The sequence below is a fragment of the Streptococcus handemini genome, from assembly GCF_040984445.1.
GTDB lineage: Bacteria > Bacillota > Bacilli > Lactobacillales > Streptococcaceae > Streptococcus > Streptococcus handemini.
This window is the reverse complement of sequence record NZ_JBFRYH010000022.1, coordinates 1-15,045: the sequence shown is the minus strand read 5'-3', so window position 1 is coordinate 15,045 and position 15,045 is coordinate 1. Positions and strand designations below refer to the sequence as shown.

Annotated in this window: 15 protein-coding genes; 9 read left to right on the top strand and 6 right to left on the bottom strand. The window is 41.4% G+C overall.

The features are described 5' to 3' along the window. Positions 1 to 3 precede the first annotated feature (3 nt). From serS to ABPH35_RS04880, 6 genes are all read right to left on the bottom strand, one after another. Positions 4 to 1,281: a serine--tRNA ligase gene (gene serS / locus ABPH35_RS04905; protein WP_349988596.1), complete on the bottom strand. Its 1,278-nt coding sequence runs from the start codon at positions 1,279 to 1,281 to the stop codon at positions 4 to 6. 209 nt (positions 1,282 to 1,490) lie between these two features. Beyond that, the gene (locus tag ABPH35_RS04900; RefSeq protein ID WP_349988595.1) at positions 1,491 to 1,862 is read right to left on the bottom strand and encodes a DUF956 family protein; all 372 of its coding nucleotides are present in this window, start codon (positions 1,860 to 1,862) and stop codon (positions 1,491 to 1,493) included. Positions 1,863 to 2,105: 243 nt separating this feature from the next. Then, positions 2,106 to 3,017, bottom strand: coding sequence for a PTS system mannose/fructose/sorbose family transporter subunit IID (locus tag ABPH35_RS04895; protein WP_349988594.1), 912 nt, complete (start codon positions 3,015 to 3,017; stop codon positions 2,106 to 2,108). 15 nt (positions 3,018 to 3,032) lie between these two features. Further along, positions 3,033 to 3,830 carry a PTS mannose/fructose/sorbose transporter subunit IIC gene (locus ABPH35_RS04890; RefSeq protein WP_349988593.1) on the bottom strand — a complete coding sequence of 266 codons (798 nt, stop codon included), beginning with the start codon at positions 3,828 to 3,830 and terminating at the stop codon, positions 3,033 to 3,035. A gap of 182 nt (positions 3,831 to 4,012) precedes the next feature. Continuing rightward, on the bottom strand, positions 4,013 to 5,005 hold the full coding sequence (locus tag ABPH35_RS04885) for a PTS sugar transporter subunit IIB (RefSeq protein ID WP_349988592.1): 993 nt from the start codon (positions 5,003 to 5,005) through the stop codon (positions 4,013 to 4,015). Between the two features lie 434 nt (positions 5,006 to 5,439). After that, complete coding sequence (locus tag ABPH35_RS04880; RefSeq protein WP_349988591.1) at positions 5,440 to 6,255, bottom strand: Cof-type HAD-IIB family hydrolase; 816 nt, start codon at positions 6,253 to 6,255, stop codon at positions 5,440 to 5,442. Positions 6,256 to 6,508: 253 nt separating this feature from the next. Between ABPH35_RS04880 and ABPH35_RS04875 the strand changes: the two genes are divergently transcribed. The 9 genes from ABPH35_RS04875 to ABPH35_RS04835 form a co-directional block, all read left to right on the top strand. After that, the gene (locus ABPH35_RS04875) at positions 6,509 to 7,969 is read left to right on the top strand and encodes an NCS2 family permease (RefSeq protein WP_349988590.1); all 1,461 of its coding nucleotides are present in this window, start codon (positions 6,509 to 6,511) and stop codon (positions 7,967 to 7,969) included. Between the two features lie 97 nt (positions 7,970 to 8,066). Then, entirely contained in the window at positions 8,067 to 8,516 is a 450-nt protein-coding gene (gene tsaE / locus ABPH35_RS04870; protein ID WP_349988613.1) for a tRNA (adenosine(37)-N6)-threonylcarbamoyltransferase complex ATPase subunit type 1 TsaE, read from the top strand. Continuing rightward, positions 8,503 to 9,036 carry a GNAT family N-acetyltransferase gene (locus ABPH35_RS04865; RefSeq protein ID WP_349988589.1) on the top strand — a complete coding sequence of 178 codons (534 nt, stop codon included), beginning with the start codon at positions 8,503 to 8,505 and terminating at the stop codon, positions 9,034 to 9,036. Before tsaE ends, ABPH35_RS04865 begins: the two co-directional genes overlap by 14 nt. Continuing rightward, a complete protein-coding gene (gene lytR / locus ABPH35_RS04860; protein WP_349988588.1) occupies positions 9,033 to 10,166 on the top strand; it encodes a glycopolymer--peptidoglycan transferase LytR in 1,134 nt (377 codons plus the stop codon). The genes ABPH35_RS04865 and lytR overlap by 4 nt, the downstream gene beginning before the upstream one ends. A 313-nt stretch (positions 10,167 to 10,479) precedes the next feature. Then, a complete protein-coding gene (locus ABPH35_RS04855; RefSeq protein ID WP_349988587.1) occupies positions 10,480 to 12,018 on the top strand; it encodes an Hsp70 family protein in 1,539 nt (512 codons plus the stop codon). 10 nt (positions 12,019 to 12,028) lie between these two features. After that, positions 12,029 to 13,282 (top strand): hypothetical protein, encoded by a 1,254-nt coding sequence (locus ABPH35_RS04850; protein WP_349988586.1) that lies wholly within the window; start codon positions 12,029 to 12,031, stop codon positions 13,280 to 13,282. After that, complete coding sequence (gene grpE / locus ABPH35_RS04845) at positions 13,282 to 13,755, top strand: nucleotide exchange factor GrpE (RefSeq protein WP_349988585.1); 474 nt, start codon at positions 13,282 to 13,284, stop codon at positions 13,753 to 13,755. Before ABPH35_RS04850 ends, grpE begins: the two co-directional genes overlap by 1 nt. 12 nt (positions 13,756 to 13,767) lie before the next feature. Then, positions 13,768 to 14,538, top strand: a complete 771-nt coding sequence (locus tag ABPH35_RS04840) for a nuclease-related domain-containing protein (protein WP_349988584.1) — start codon at positions 13,768 to 13,770, stop codon at positions 14,536 to 14,538. Positions 14,539 to 14,693: 155 nt separating this feature from the next. Next, positions 14,694 to 15,045: transposase family protein (locus tag ABPH35_RS04835; RefSeq protein WP_349988583.1), on the top strand; the 352-nt coding region annotated here is incomplete at its 3' end.

Genomic DNA, 15,045 nt, shown 5'->3' with positions numbered 1-15,045 from the left:
GTCTTAATTAGGTGCAATCACTTCGGCTCCACCCATGTATGGTCGAAGGACTTCTGGAATAGTCACAGAACCGTCTGCGTTTTGGTAGTTTTCAAGAATGGCAGCGACAGTACGTCCGACGGCAAGTCCTGATCCATTTAAGGTATGAAGGAGTTTGACCTTGCCATCTGCCTCGTCACGGTAGCGGATTTGGGCACGGCGTGCTTGGAAATCTTCTGTATTGGAACAGCTAGAGATCTCACGGTAGGCATTTTGAGCAGGAATCCATACTTCTAAATCATAGGTCTTAGCTGCAGAGAAGCCCATATCTCCTGTACAAAGGGCAAGAACCCGGTATGGAAGTCCTAATTTTTGGAGGATATTTTCTGCGTTGGCTGTCATTTTCTCCAGTTCTTCGTAAGATTTTTCTGGTTTGGCAAACTTGACCATTTCAACCTTGTGGAATTGGTGCAGGCGAATCAAACCACGGGTATCACGACCAGCAGAACCAGCTTCTGAACGGAAGGATGGACTCATTGCGGTGAAGTAAATTGGTAAGTCTTTATCGTCTAAAATTTCATCGCGGTAGTAGTTGGTAAGCGGTACCTCTGCTGTCGGGATAAGGACAAAGTTGGTTTGATCAAGTTCAAAGGTATCTTCCTTAAATTTTGGATATTGTCCTGTGCCAAACATAGAATCATGGTTGACCATGTAAGGAGTGATGATTTCCTGGTAACCTTCAGCGATATGCTCATCGAGCATGAAGTTGTAAAGAGCACGCTCTAGACGAGCACCGAGATTCTTATAGAAGAGGAAGCGAGCACCAGTTACCTTGGCTCCACGTTCCCAGTCGAGAATCCCCAAGTCTTCTCCGAGATCCCAGTGAGCTTTTGGTTCAAAGTCGAATTCGCGCGGTGTTCCCCAACGGCGAACTTCGACATTTTCTTCTTCATCTGCCCCAACAGGGACGCTATCATGGGGTGTATTTGGTAAGATGACAAGAATGGCTTGTAATTTTTCGTCAATTGCAAGGAGTTCAGCATCGAGTTCCTTGATAGTTGCAGAGAGTCTTTGCATGGCTTCAATTTTGTCGTCTGCATTTTCCTTATTGCGTTTTGCTTGGGCGATTTCAGCGGATACGGTATTGCGTTCAGCCTTTAACTCCTCTACCTTGACCAAGACCTCACGGCGTTTGGCATCGAGTTCCTTGATTTGAGCTAGGGTCTCAGTTGCTACCCCACGGGTTGCAAGTTTTGCTGCTACTCCGTCAAAATCGGCACGAATACGTTTGATATCTAACATGGTTTCCCTCCTATAAAAATGCACCCATGAACGTGTTGGAGTGACAGAGCCACGGTTCCATCCAACTTCACATGAGTGCACTTGTTTTTGTATCAAAATAAATTACACGGTAGAATTTCATATCCCTTGCTTATCTGCTTACAGCAACCGCAGACTTTCTGAAAAGCGCCTGATACTACTTATCCGTTGAAATGATTATACTTGATTTTTTACTTTTTGGCAAATAGATTTTTAAAAAAGTGACCGATTGTTTGTAAAAGAGTGGGTAATTTGACAACTTTTTCATTGCCGATGTGGTTTCTGGCGTGTTTGAGAATGTTACCAGCATCTTTGGAGGCAAAGAGGAATTTCCCACTATCTGTAAAAACTTGGAAATGCCGACTGACCGTTTTTCCAGAGACGTTTGCACCAATTTGTAGAACATTTTCCCAAGGGATTTGGATATAGTCTTCCACATTGGCATCTGCGTAGAATTCCAATGCCTTGTCACCAACTAAAAATTTGCCGACCTTTCCTCCGATTCCAAGGTAAGAGACACCAGTTGTCTGAAATTCAACGGTTTTATTTTGTGATTGTGCCATGATGATTCCTTATCGTTCTTGTTTTCTTTATTATACCACATTTATAGACTGGATTTGTTCCTAGTTTGCTGTGGTTTGCTTGCTATCTTGTCGATAGTTGGGATAAAAACACTAAAAGAAGGCCGGAACCTTCTTTTTGATACTCTGTAAACCTCAATGTTCTGACTATATCGTGCAACTACGGCTAGAACTGAAGTTCAGCAAGGTGAGTGAACAAGGTCAGAGCTTGATGTTTAATGAATATTACATGATACCTGCTACACGAGCAAGGATACCAACGATAAAGAGTCCAATGATGATGGTGATTGGAGAAACTTTTTTCTTCAACAACCACATACATAGGAAGGTAAGGAGTAAGTTCATGAACCCTGGAATCAAACCATTCAAGTTATCTTGGAAAGTTGTGACCTTAGTAGGAGTTTGAGAGAGTCCTTGACCAACTTGTTCAAAGGCCTGACGAATTCCTTCGCTACCAGCTGGCAATTGATCCCAATGGATATATGCTTCTTTGGCAAGCGGCACTTCAGAGACATTGAAGGTAAAGTTGATAGATACCCAACGTTGTGCTAAGACAGCAAGGATAAACATACCAAGGATAGAAGCGCCTTTTGTGATGTCTTGGAGGATACCACCAGACATATCTTTGGTGATTTCAGAACCAGCCTTGTAGCCGATTTCTTGTGTGTACCACAAGAAGGACATACGGATTAAGTTCCATGCGATGAAGAAGAGAAGTGGGCCGATGATGTTTCCTGTAAGAGCAAGGGAAGCACCAAGAGAACCGAGGATTGGACGAACAGTAAACCAGAAGACTGGGTCACCGATACCAGCAAGAGGTCCCATCATACCGATTTTCACCCCTTGGATTGCTGCATCGTCAATATCTGCACCATTTGCACGTTCTTCTTCAAGAGCAAGCGTTACACCAATAATAGGAGCAGCCACGTATGGGTGCGTGTTGAAGAATTCCATGTGGCGCTTAAGAGCCGCAGCTTGATCTTCTTTATTCGTGTATAGTTTTTTAAGAGCAGGTACTAAAGAGTAAGCCCAACCCAAGTTTTGCATACGCTCGAAGTTCCAAGAAGCCTGAAGAAATTGTGAACGCCACCATACTTTTTTACGGTCGTTTACGGAAAGTTGTAGTTTTTCTGACATTGTAAATCTCCCTTCTTAGTAATCTTCTAAGATATCGCCAATTGGGTCGTTAGAAGTAGCTCCCCCACCGTTTCCACCTGTTTTTGAAAGGTGAAGGTAGATAAGGGCAATGGCTACACCAAGTGTACCAAAACCGATCAAAGTGATGTCTGTTACAGCAGCAAGTACGAAACCAATCGCAAAGAATGGCCATACTTCGCGGGTTGCCATCATGTTGATAACCATGGCAAAACCAACGGCTACAACCATACCCCCACCAACTTGCATACCACCTTTGAGCCATTCAGGCATCAATTCAAGCATAGCTTGTACTGATTCAGCAGGAATAGCAAGCAGTAGGGCAGCAGGAATAGCGATACGAAGTCCTTGAAGAGAAAGAGCAATCAAGTGGTAGCGCTCAAGAGCAGCGAAGTTTCCTTTTTCAGCAGCCGCATCAGCACCGTGCACAAGAGCAACAGAAGCAGTACGAACGAGCATGGTAAGGAAAAGACCTGCAATAGCCAGAGGGATAGCGATCCCTTGAGCGACACTGATAGCTCCTTGTGAGAAGTCGCCACCTTTTACGAGGATGATAGCAGCAGCGATAGAAGCAAGGGCAGCGTCAGGAGCGATAGCAGCTCCGATGTTAGACCAGCCCAGAGCGACAAGCTGAAGCGCGCCACCAAGGGCAACACCGGCTGCAAGGTTACCTGTTACAAGACCGACAAGGGTACAAGCAACGATTGGTTGGTGAAATTGGAATTGGTCGAGGACACCTTCCATACCAGCAAGGAATGCAACTACGACGACCAAAATCATTGAAATTAATGACATGATAAATCCTTTCTTTTCATAACGATATAAGATGAGGCTGAAAACGATTGTTTTTTCCTCTGTTGTGCCAAGAATGATTGAATTGAGTCCATATAGATAGGCATGCTCAAGTGTGATAGGTGAACAGCTCAAGTCTGCTAATGAATAAAACCATCAATCGGATCGAAATTTCTGATGAGAAATTAGTGAGGCACATTTGCTTTGTTGATTAAGTCAAACAAGTCTTTCTTCGAGTCGTTTGGTACCTTACGGACATCAAATTCAACGCCTAAGTCACGCAATTTTTCAAAGGTAACGACATCTTCTTTATCCATAGAAAGGACGTTGTTGACCATGGTTTTACCAGTTGAATGCGCCATTGAGCCGACATTCAAGGTCTTGATTGGCACACCGCCTTCAATTGCACGAAGTGCATCCTGAGGTGTTTCAAACAGGATAAGGGCGTGGGTATTTCCAAATCGAGGATCTTTTGCAACATCAATCAATTTCTGGATTGGTACGACATTTGCTTTGACATTTCCTGGTGCAGCTTGCTTGATTAACTCTTTACGAAGTGTATCTGCTGCGACTGAGTCAGAAGCAACGATAATCCGATCTGCTTTTGAATCAGGTGTCCAGGCAGTCGCAACTTGACCATGCAAGAGACGTGTGTCAATACGAGCAAGGTTGATTTTTAATTTCCCGTCCCCGATGACTGTTCCTTCAGGAATAGCAGCTTGTGCAGCCGGTGCTTGTGCAGCAGCAACTGTTTCTTCTACAGGGTTCAATTCTTCTGGAAGGGCTTTGATTCCGTCTTTTGATTCTTTGATGATATTAGCAGCAACAGCAGCAACGCCTGCATTTGCATCCATCATACGTTCTGTGTAGGCTTGAATTAACATTGGCAAATTCAAACCAGTAATGATAGCGAAGGTACGGTCTGGGTTTTCTCCCATAACACGACTTGCTTGGTTAAATGGTGATCCACTCCATAGGTCAGCAAGAACCAAGATTTCGTCATTCGCATCAAAAGTAGCCACAGCATTGTTGAATTTTGCATATAGATCGTCTGGCCCCTCGTTTGGCATAAAGGTTACAACCTGAACTTTTTCTTGTTCGCCAAAAATCATGGAACCAGATTGATGAATACCTGCAGCAAATTCACCATGGCTTGCAATAATGATTCCGATACTCATTATGTTTCCTCCTAAGTCATTTTCCAATCATTGAAATCGACCATTTTCAGCGCCTTGCACCTATCTACCGGCTCTGAATTGAAATCTTGTTCAATGATAAAAGTTCTCCATGTTGCTAGTTTTTGAGCTGACATTTTTGAACCACTTTATTATAAAACGTTTTCAAACCCTCTGTCAAGTAAATATGTGCTAATTGTAAGTAAATTTTTTCGAAAATTTCTGAAATAAAAACATAATTTTACAAGGTAGGTTGCATAAAGGTTGACAAAGAAAGGGTTACGGGATTCTGAAACAAGAAAAAAGTTGACAGAGAAGTGTGACAGCTGGTTAGAGAAAGTTACGCCTGTTCGAAAGCATCAAAAGATGTGAATACGAATATAGATGTTATCCTATCAACGTACAAAAAAATCAATACCAAAAAGGGAATTGATTCTTTACTCTAAAAATAGTTTACGCAATTCTCTTGCCACGCCGTCTTCGTCATTAGTAAATTCCGATAGGCGATCGGCGTAGGGGAGGAGAGTATCACTTGCGTTTTTCATAGCATAACCAACACCTGCCAGTGAAAGCATTTGGACGTCGTTGTGTTCGTCGCCAAAGGCAATCAAATCTTTCGCCTCCATGCGGTAGTGGTCGAGGAGATAGGAGAGGGCAGAGGCTTTGGTAACACCTTTTGCACAGGTTTCAAGGATATTGAGAGGACCGCCCCAAGTATTGATTTCTAGTTCATCATTGAAATAATGGTTGATTTCATCGGCTAGGGCATATTTGTCGGTTGCGCGTGTCTGCATCAAAATGGAATGGGGATCTGATGTAATCCGCTCAGGCTTGATGAGGGTGTCTGGCGTGATTTGCTCGACCCCTAGGAGGGCAGGGCTAAAATTGTCCAGATAATTTTGTGTGATGAAGAACTTGTTTTTGTATTCTCCGGCAATAAAATCAGCTTCAAATCGTTCTTCTTCTCTTAGAAAATCGATGAGATAGCGTTTATCGATGAGGATATTTTTCTCCCATTTCCAGCGCTGTTCAGGGATATGAATCAGCGAACCATTGAAATTTATCATGGGAGTAGACAGTCCTAATTCTTGATAATATTGGCGTGCCATGCGATAGGGACGACCTGTCGCAATAATTACAGTATGGCCAGCTTCTTGAACCTTGCGAATGGTATCAATGGTATAGGTGCTTAATTGGCTCTGCTTGTTTAATAAGGTCCCATCTAAATCAAGGGCAATCATTTTTTTCTTCATGGAGGAACTCCTTTCGATGAGTTAATACCTCTAAGTATAGCAGAATAAGGATTATCTGGCAAAGTGTAGCTATCTTATTTTTGTTTCTTAGTCGCTGATTGAACACGAAAACGCAGTAAAAACCGAACGTTTTATAGATGAACAAGATATTTTTAGGAAAAAGAAAACAATTTCACGAACATTATACTTGAAAGATGAATGTTTTTAGGTTATAATCTATTTATCGTTCGTAAATAAAGGAGATTTTTTGAAAATGGACAACTATTTTGGTCTAAAAGAAAATGGAACGACAGTTTCCACAGAAATCATGGCAGGGATGACGACCTTCTTTGCTATGTCTTATATCTTGTTTGTCAACCCGAGTGTGCTTAGTGTAGCAGGAATGCCTTCTCAAGCGGTATTCTTGGCAACCATTATTGCCAGTGCGGTGTCTACCTTAATCATGGGCTTATTTGCCAATGTTCCATACGCGCTAGCACCAGGAATGGGATTGAATGCCTTCTTTACCTATACCGTTGTTATCGGTCTAGGCTTTACTTGGCAGGAAGCTCTTGCCATGGTTTTCCTTTGTGGCTTGTTTAACATCTTTATCACGGTTACAAAGGTCCGTAAGAGTATTATCAAGGCGATTCCGGTTAGCTTACAACATGCGATTGGTGGCGGTATTGGGGTTTTTGTTGCTTATCTTGGTTTCAAAAATGCAAACCTCATTACATTCTTGACATCAGGTTCTGATATTATTACGGTCAATGGTGTTGCTCCTGCTGATGCAACAGCAGATACCTTCTCAAATGGTGTTTTCTCTGTTTTGGCAGGTGGTGGAGTTGTTCCAGCGATTTCAACCTTTACAAATCCTAGTGTTCTCTTAACTGTCTTTGGTTTGATTTTAACAGCTATCTTAGTCATTAAAAATGTTCGCGGTGGGATTCTTATTGGGATTATTGCAACTACTCTTGCGGGAATTCCAATTGGTGTAGTAGATATTTCTTCTATTAACCTTGCAGAAAATCATATCGGTAGCGCCTTTGCAGAATTGGGAACAACCTTCCTTGCAGCTTTTGATGGCATGGCTTCTCTCTTTAGCAATACAGAGCGTCTGCCATTGGTACTCATGACAATTTTCGCTTTCAGCTTGTCTGATACATTTGATACGCTTGGAACCTTTATCGGAACTGGTCGTAAGACAGGTATTTTCTCGGCAGAAGATGAAGCAGCTCTCGAAAACGGAAAAGGCTTCAACTCAAAAATGGACAAGGCCCTCTTTGCCGATGCGATTGGTACGTCAATCGGTGCGATTTTTGGAACATCCAATACGACAACCTATGTGGAGTCTGCTGCAGGTATTTCAGCAGGTGGTCGAACTGGTTTGACCGCAGTGACAACAGCTGTCTTGTTCTTACTTTCTATTTTAATCTTGCCATTTGTAGGGATTGTCCCAGCAGCTGCAACAGCTCCAGCGCTTATCATCGTTGGAGTCATGATGGTTTCTTCTTTCCTTGATGTGGATTGGAGCAACTTTGAAGATGCCCTACCAGCTTTCTTTGCAGCCTTCTTCATGGCACTTTGCTTCTCTATTTCATACGGAATTGCAGCAGCCTTTATCTTCTATTGCTTGGTCAAAGTTTCAACCGGAAAGGCAAAAGAAATTCACCCAATTCTTTGGGGAGCAACAGCTCTATTTATTCTGAACTTTATTATCTTAGCGATTTTGTAAAATAAATTAGGACTCTCGTACAGACAAGTTGGTTTCAGCTTGTCTGTTTTTCTTCAGTAGAGAACTGACAAATCTCGCTTGCTGTGGTATAATAATCATCATGTATAGTCAGAATGAAGAAGAATTGATTGTCCTTGGGGCACGAATTGGTCAGCAATTGCAAGCAGGAGATATTCTTGTGTTGACAGGTGATTTAGGAGCTGGAAAAACCACACTCACCAAAGGAATTGCCCAGGGTCTTGGAGTTCAGCAGATGGTAAAAAGTCCAACCTATACCATTGTTCGTGAATATGAGGGGCGCCTGCCACTCTATCATTTGGATGTTTATCGTATTGGTGATGACCCAGATTCGATTGATTTAGATGATTTTTTATATGGAGATGGTGTGACAGTGATTGAGTGGGGGGAGTTGCTGGAAGACACTCTCTTAGATGGCTATCTAAGGATTATCATTGAGAAGGTTGAGGACGGTCGTCAGTTGATATTGGAGCCGCAGGGCAAACGTGGTCTCGAATTAGTGAAGGTAATCAAGCATGGTAGCGAATAAGAAAGAAATTTTCTTTGAAGAAGCAGAAGGTTCACATGCAGCGGCCTTTATTGACTTTATGAACCAGGTGGCAAAAGAGACAGATTTTCTCGTGATGGATGAGACGGGTTTTCAGTTTACACCAGATGAGCTAGCAGTTATTTTTGAAAAAAGTTTGGGCAGTCTAAACCAGTTGCATCTCCTTGCTCTATGTGGCGCTGAAGTCATTGGTGCAGTAACGGTGCGTGCTTCTAATCAGTACCGAATCAGTCATATCGGCAATGTCTTTATTGCGGTCCGAAAAGACTATTGGGGTCATGGGATTGGTCGGATTTTAGTAGAAGAAGTGGTCGAATGGGCAAGGACATATGAAATCATCAAGCGACTGGAATTGACGGTTCAAGTGCGCAATGAGCGGGCCGTTGCCTTGTACCAAGCGTTAGGCTTTGAAATAGAAGGCACTCAAAAAAAGGGTGCTAGAACAGACGAAGGAGAGTGGCTTGACCTGTATTATATGGGCAAGTTGATAGACGATAAATGAATATTGGTAAGAAAATTTTTCTCATGCTTCTCGCTATTATTGGACTGACAGTTGGGGCGGGGACTCTATATGCGACAACTGTTTTGAATTATTCAACAGATAGTTTTTCAAAGACCTATAAAGCTCTTGGAGGCGAGAGTGAAGAGCGGGTGATTGAGGCAACGAAGCCCTTGACTGTCCTTCTGATGGGAGTGGATATGGATCAGGCTAGTCGTGGCGGAAATTGGGAAGATGGACGAAGCGATTCGATGATTTTGATGACCGTCAATCCCAAGACTCACAAGACGACAATGGTCAGCCTGACGCGGGATATTATGGTAGAAATTGCTAATGCGGATGGGACGTCGAGTGGTACGTTTGAAAAGCTCAATCATTCCTATAGCTATGGGCAAGCACCAATGACTGTTGCAACAGTCGAGAAGATGCTTGATATTCCTATCGATCGATACGTTGAAATTAATATGGATGGCTTGATTGAATTGGTTGATGCAGTAGGCGGCATTATGGTGAACAATACCTTAGGCTTTCCTATCTCGATCAGTGAGCATGAGCCAGATTATACAGCTGTTGTAGAGCCGGGAGTTCAACTAGTCAATGGGAATCAGGCACTTGTCTACTCACGGATGCGGTATGATGATCCAGAAGGAGATGTCGGCCGACAAAAAAGGCAGCGAGAAGTGATTCAGGCCATTGTTAAAAAATTACTCCAGCTAGATGGCATCACTCAATATAAGCCAATTTTGGATGCGGTGTCGAACAATATGCGGACTAATGTGTCCATTACACCGCGTACGCTGCCCGGTTTGTTGGGATATAAGGATTCTCTCAATACGATTGAAACCCATCAATTGGATGGCGGTGGAGAGATGATTGATGGTCTATCGTATCAGATTCCAACGAGTGAAGAAGTGCTTGAGATACAAAATATCATTAAAAAATCAATTGACGCTCCAACCGCTACAGAATTGCGGACAAATGTAAAAGTCAGGGAAATTCTTTTTGGCTTACCAAGTCCCATCCCTCTGGTTGATGCATATACAGGAGTCAGTCCAGTAGTAGGAACGACCTATAGCCAGTCCAGTAGCTCCTTAACGGAGGAGCCGTCGTCAGTAGATGGTTCGGAAGAATAGACCATTCACTGTGTAGCTAAATGTAGAGATAAAAAGTTGTTAGAAGGTAATCTAGCAGCTTTTTTTGTTATATGACGTTAGTCAGTTTCAATCCGTAGATACGTGATAGAAGAATCGTCAACAATATGAGTTCATATCCTGCAGTTAATATTTTCAGTGTTGTAGGTTATGAAAAGGAAAGAGTTCTGATAAGCACGTCAGTTTTAAATAGAAAATATAGAGATTATTAGGGGAAATTTACGTATAATTACTTGACAATATATATATATATATATAATGAATTTGAATACGCTACAAATTTAAGGAGAATTATATGGTAAAAGCAATTGGTATTGATTTAGGAACAACTTATTCGGCAGTATCAATATTGTCTGAAACTGGTCAACCCATTATTTTAGAGAATCAAGATGGCGATAAGCTGACACCCTCAGTTGTGTTTTTTCAGACAGTTGATGGGAAGGACGAACCATTGGTTGGGATCCAAGCTAAGAATTTCGCAGCGACTCAGCCCGATAATGTCGTGCAGTATGTAAAAAGGCAAATTGGAGATCCGAACTGGAAATTTGATTCATTAAGTGATCATTCTTATTCCGCAGAGGAAATTTCTGCTATTATCTTAAAACGTCTGAAAGAGGGTGCAGAAAACGCTCTTGGTCACGAGGTTACGGACGCAGTCATTACCGTTCCGGCTTATTTTGATGATGCAAGAAGGGTAGCGACTAGACAGGCTGGAGAAATTGCAGGACTAAATGTTCTTCGTGTATTAAATGAACCAACTGCAGCAGCTTTAGCCTATGGTTTGTCTAGCGATAAATCTGAGACAGTTTTGGTGTATGATTTGGGAGGTGGAACATTTGATGTCACTTTAATGAAAATTGAGAATGGACATTTTGACGTTCTTGGGACTGATGGTGACCGAAATCTTGGGGGATTTGATTTTGATAATGCCTTGGCTATGCTAATTGCTGAGAAAATGGAAGCAGAAGGTGCAGAAGGGGTTATTGTAGACCCAGATTTTGCAGGAATGTTACGAGAAAAGGCAGAAGCTACAAAACGCTCACTCACGACGATAGAGAAAACAAATGTATTCCTAGATTATAAAGGCAAACCATATAAGATTTCGCTTACAAGGGAGGAGTTTGAGAAAGAAACGGAAGGATTAGTACAAAGAACGCAAGAAATATTAGAAGATGTCATCGAAGAGGCGCAGCTATCCTGGGAACAGGTTGACCATGTACTGTTGGTTGGCGGCTCCACACGGATGCCTATGATTCGAGCAAATTTAGAAAAAAATTTAGGTCGTTCTATTCAGTATTCGATAAATCCAGATGAAGCGGTTGCTACTGGAGCGGCGATTCAAGCAGCGTTAGAAGCGGTCAATCAAGGAGTAGAAACGGAGCCAGTACTGCTCGGTATTGCTGGGAAAATAGAGGTATCTGATGTAACATCACAAGCCTTAGGAGTGCTAGCTCTTTCACCTGAAACGGGAAATGAAATGAATTCAATCATTATCCCTAAAAATGCTAAGATTCCCTCCAAGCATGAAGAAGTCTTTTCGACAGTTTCAGATAATCAGGCAAGTATCAGAGTTCAAGTGACGCAGGGAGATGATATCGATCCGGAATTTGTGACGATTATTGGTGAAAGTACGATAAATTTACCAGGAACTTGGCCTAAAAATACCCCTATAAAAATTACTTTCCATTACGATATTGATCAGACAGTTTTTGTAGAGGTTTATGACCAAAATGATACTTTGGTAGGACACTTTGAGATTGAACGTACCGCAAATATGAGTAGCACTGACTTGCAATTAGCAAGTATGAAAATTCAAAATTTAACGATTGATTAAGGAGCAGAAGATGGTATTTGTAAATTATTATGATGAATTAGAAGTTAGTCAAGCTGCTGATTTAGAAACGATACAAAAGAGTATCAAGGAAAAAAGAAGACGGTACCGTTCTCTGACAGGTTCTCCCAATCTTGATCAACGTTCCATGGCGGAGAGAAAAATGCAATTATTGGCCGAAGCTGAGAAAATCTTTACCGATCCAAATTCTAGAAGTGCCTATGATGTTGAATTATCTAATGCTCATCAAGAGAATAAAGATACGGAGGCAAACCGTTTTGACCAAGCCAACTTTGTGGAGCGCGCTAGAGCAGCATTTGCAGCTGGTAATTTGAGGCTTGCAGCACAATACGCAAAGGAAGCTACTAATGTAGATAGCTATAATGTAGATGCTTGGAAGCTTAGAGCGACGATTGCACAGGAGAGAGGATTACTAGATGAAGTAGAAATGGCCTGTTCGATGGCTTTAGACATAGATGCGCATAGTCCAGAAATATTAGGGTTAATGGGAGATGTATATCTTAGTCAGAAAAGATACCAGTTAGCTAAAGAATCTTACGAAAAAGCTTTCCAATACTCAAGGAATCCGTATTGGAAAGAAAAACAGGCGGATACACTATATTATGGCGGTAATAAAAAAGGTTCTGCACAATTACTACTTGAGTTAGCTAATAACATTGCTAATGTGCCAGTGAAAGTATCTGTTTTAGAAAAAGCAGCTGCACAATATGCAGAAATCAAAGATGAAACACAAGTTAAGAAAATCTATGAAACGATTTTAGAATTAGATCCGAGTTTGTCTAACAAAATGCAATATGCTGCAAACTGTTTATTGGGTGAAGAAATGATTGCTTATCTTGAAAATCTGCTGGAAGAGTATGGGCATAGCGAAAACCTTACTACTCTTTACGGAACGGTATTATTAGCTACAGCAGATGCATTTGCTACTTTAGATAATAAACAATCAGTTGAGAAAGTAGGAGAAATTTTAGGAAAAATAAAAAAATACAACGTTGTTCTTCCGCTAGAGTTTCAACCTTTATTACAAACTCTTGAAGACTCCTATGCTTACGCAAGTAATCGGCAATTTGCGAAGTCAGGATGCAGTACCTTATTCTTCCTATGGTTGTTTGGTTATGTTCCGTATTGGATGGCAGGGAAAGGTTTTAAAGGTTTGGTTATAGGATTGCTATTTGCTAGCATCTATATTTTACAGTATGCCTATCCATATGGGTGGAAATTGAATCAAAGGAGAAAGAAAAAATAATGGAAGAATCATTGAGAGATAAGGTTGATGCCATTGAAAGCAAGGTTAGTCAATTAGAGTCACTCTTCACAAGAAGGCTACTAGAGGATAAGGCTAAAAATTCTTTAATTGATGATATAAAAAAGTATTTGTTATACCGTCAAGATTTAGATACTGGGATTGCGCTGTTGCCGATTATGAAGGAAATGTTAGCGACTGTTGATCGTCTGCTTCGTGGTCATCCGACAGAAGAATTCAATGCATCTGTAGCGGAAGAAATGCTTGAATTACTAGAGAGGTATGGACTGGAGCCAATTGAAACGACAGGGAAGATTGATCCAAAAGTTCATGAAGTAGTATCCGTTAGAGAAGAAGTTGAGAGAGATGAGGGAGATATTGTAGAAGTGCTTCAACAGGGCTATATGCTTCATAATAAAGTGGTGAGAACATCGAAAGTAATTATCTCGAAATCTATAGCGCCTGATCAAAATTAGGAGGTGGTGTGCGTGCATAAACTGATAACACAAATCATTGAGTATATTCAACGTTTCTTTAATGCCAGTTATCAGAAAGAACCTAAAAGCCAACCTAAGATTCTGAAAGTCTCCAGTCAAAAAGGAAAGTCTACAGGCTATGAACCGTATCGGCTAGAGAAGTATAACCTGCAGTCTCATGAACTAATGTATGGAACTCCTGGACAGGGGCTAACGAGCTCTGGTTTTTCGAGCGATGCGATTAATCTAGGGCAGCAAGGAGAAGTTAATTTTGCTAAAGCATTACAAAAACGGGGACTTTTAGACCGTTTACTGACGTTCTGGTCTGTTCATAATTTAGGATTGTATCAAGAAAAAATTGATGCTGATGTAGACTGTATAGTGGTTTCTGCCACGACTATTTGGCTCATTGATTTAAAGTTTTATGCTTCAGGGGATGTTACTTATCGAGTGATAGATGACAAACTATATACAATTGATAATCAGACAGAGGCGTATGTTGGACAACCAAAGAAAATGTCCCATAATATGGCAAATGCACACAAACGATTTCAGGAGAAATTCGGTGTACTAACGAAATATTTCCAGCTAAAATCATGCGTAGTATTAATGCCAACGAATAAGGGAGAAGGAATTTTAGATTCTGTTAGTTGGCCGGGAAATATCCCTGCTATGAATTTAAGAGAAATGCTTGCAGTTTTAGAGAAGGAAGATCAGTTTGTAGACACAATAGGTGCTCAAAAAGTAAAACAGACATTCCAGGTTTTGACGAAAAGAAAATGATGCAAGCATCTACCTTATACGTAAAAACTCTTCATGCCTGCCATTTATCCTAAGGCAGCACGACAAACGCATGAAGAAAGTTTCGTTTTCAGATAACAGTTTCATAAACTAAGTTCGAATCCTTTGCTATACTAGAGATAGTGGAGGATTTTGTTATGAATGAGATACTGGATTTCTTGATAGGTGTCCGTGATGATAGAGAATCCTGGAAAATTAAGCACACATTGTCAGATATTGTCTTGCTTATTTTCTTTGCGCGTCTATCAGGTGCAGAATATTGGGATGAAATTGAGGAGTTTGGGACTGCCTATGAGTCTTCCTTGCGAACCGTGTTGGAGTTAGAAAATGGGATTCCGTCTCACGATACGCTGCAACGAGTTTTTGCGACTCTAGATCCTCAAGTTCTAGTAGAAGTGACACAGATGTGGTCTGCTCTTCTTGAAGAGGCAGAGGTATCAGCTAAACATTTTACTCGTTTTTCGAAACGCCTGATAGCCATTGACGGAA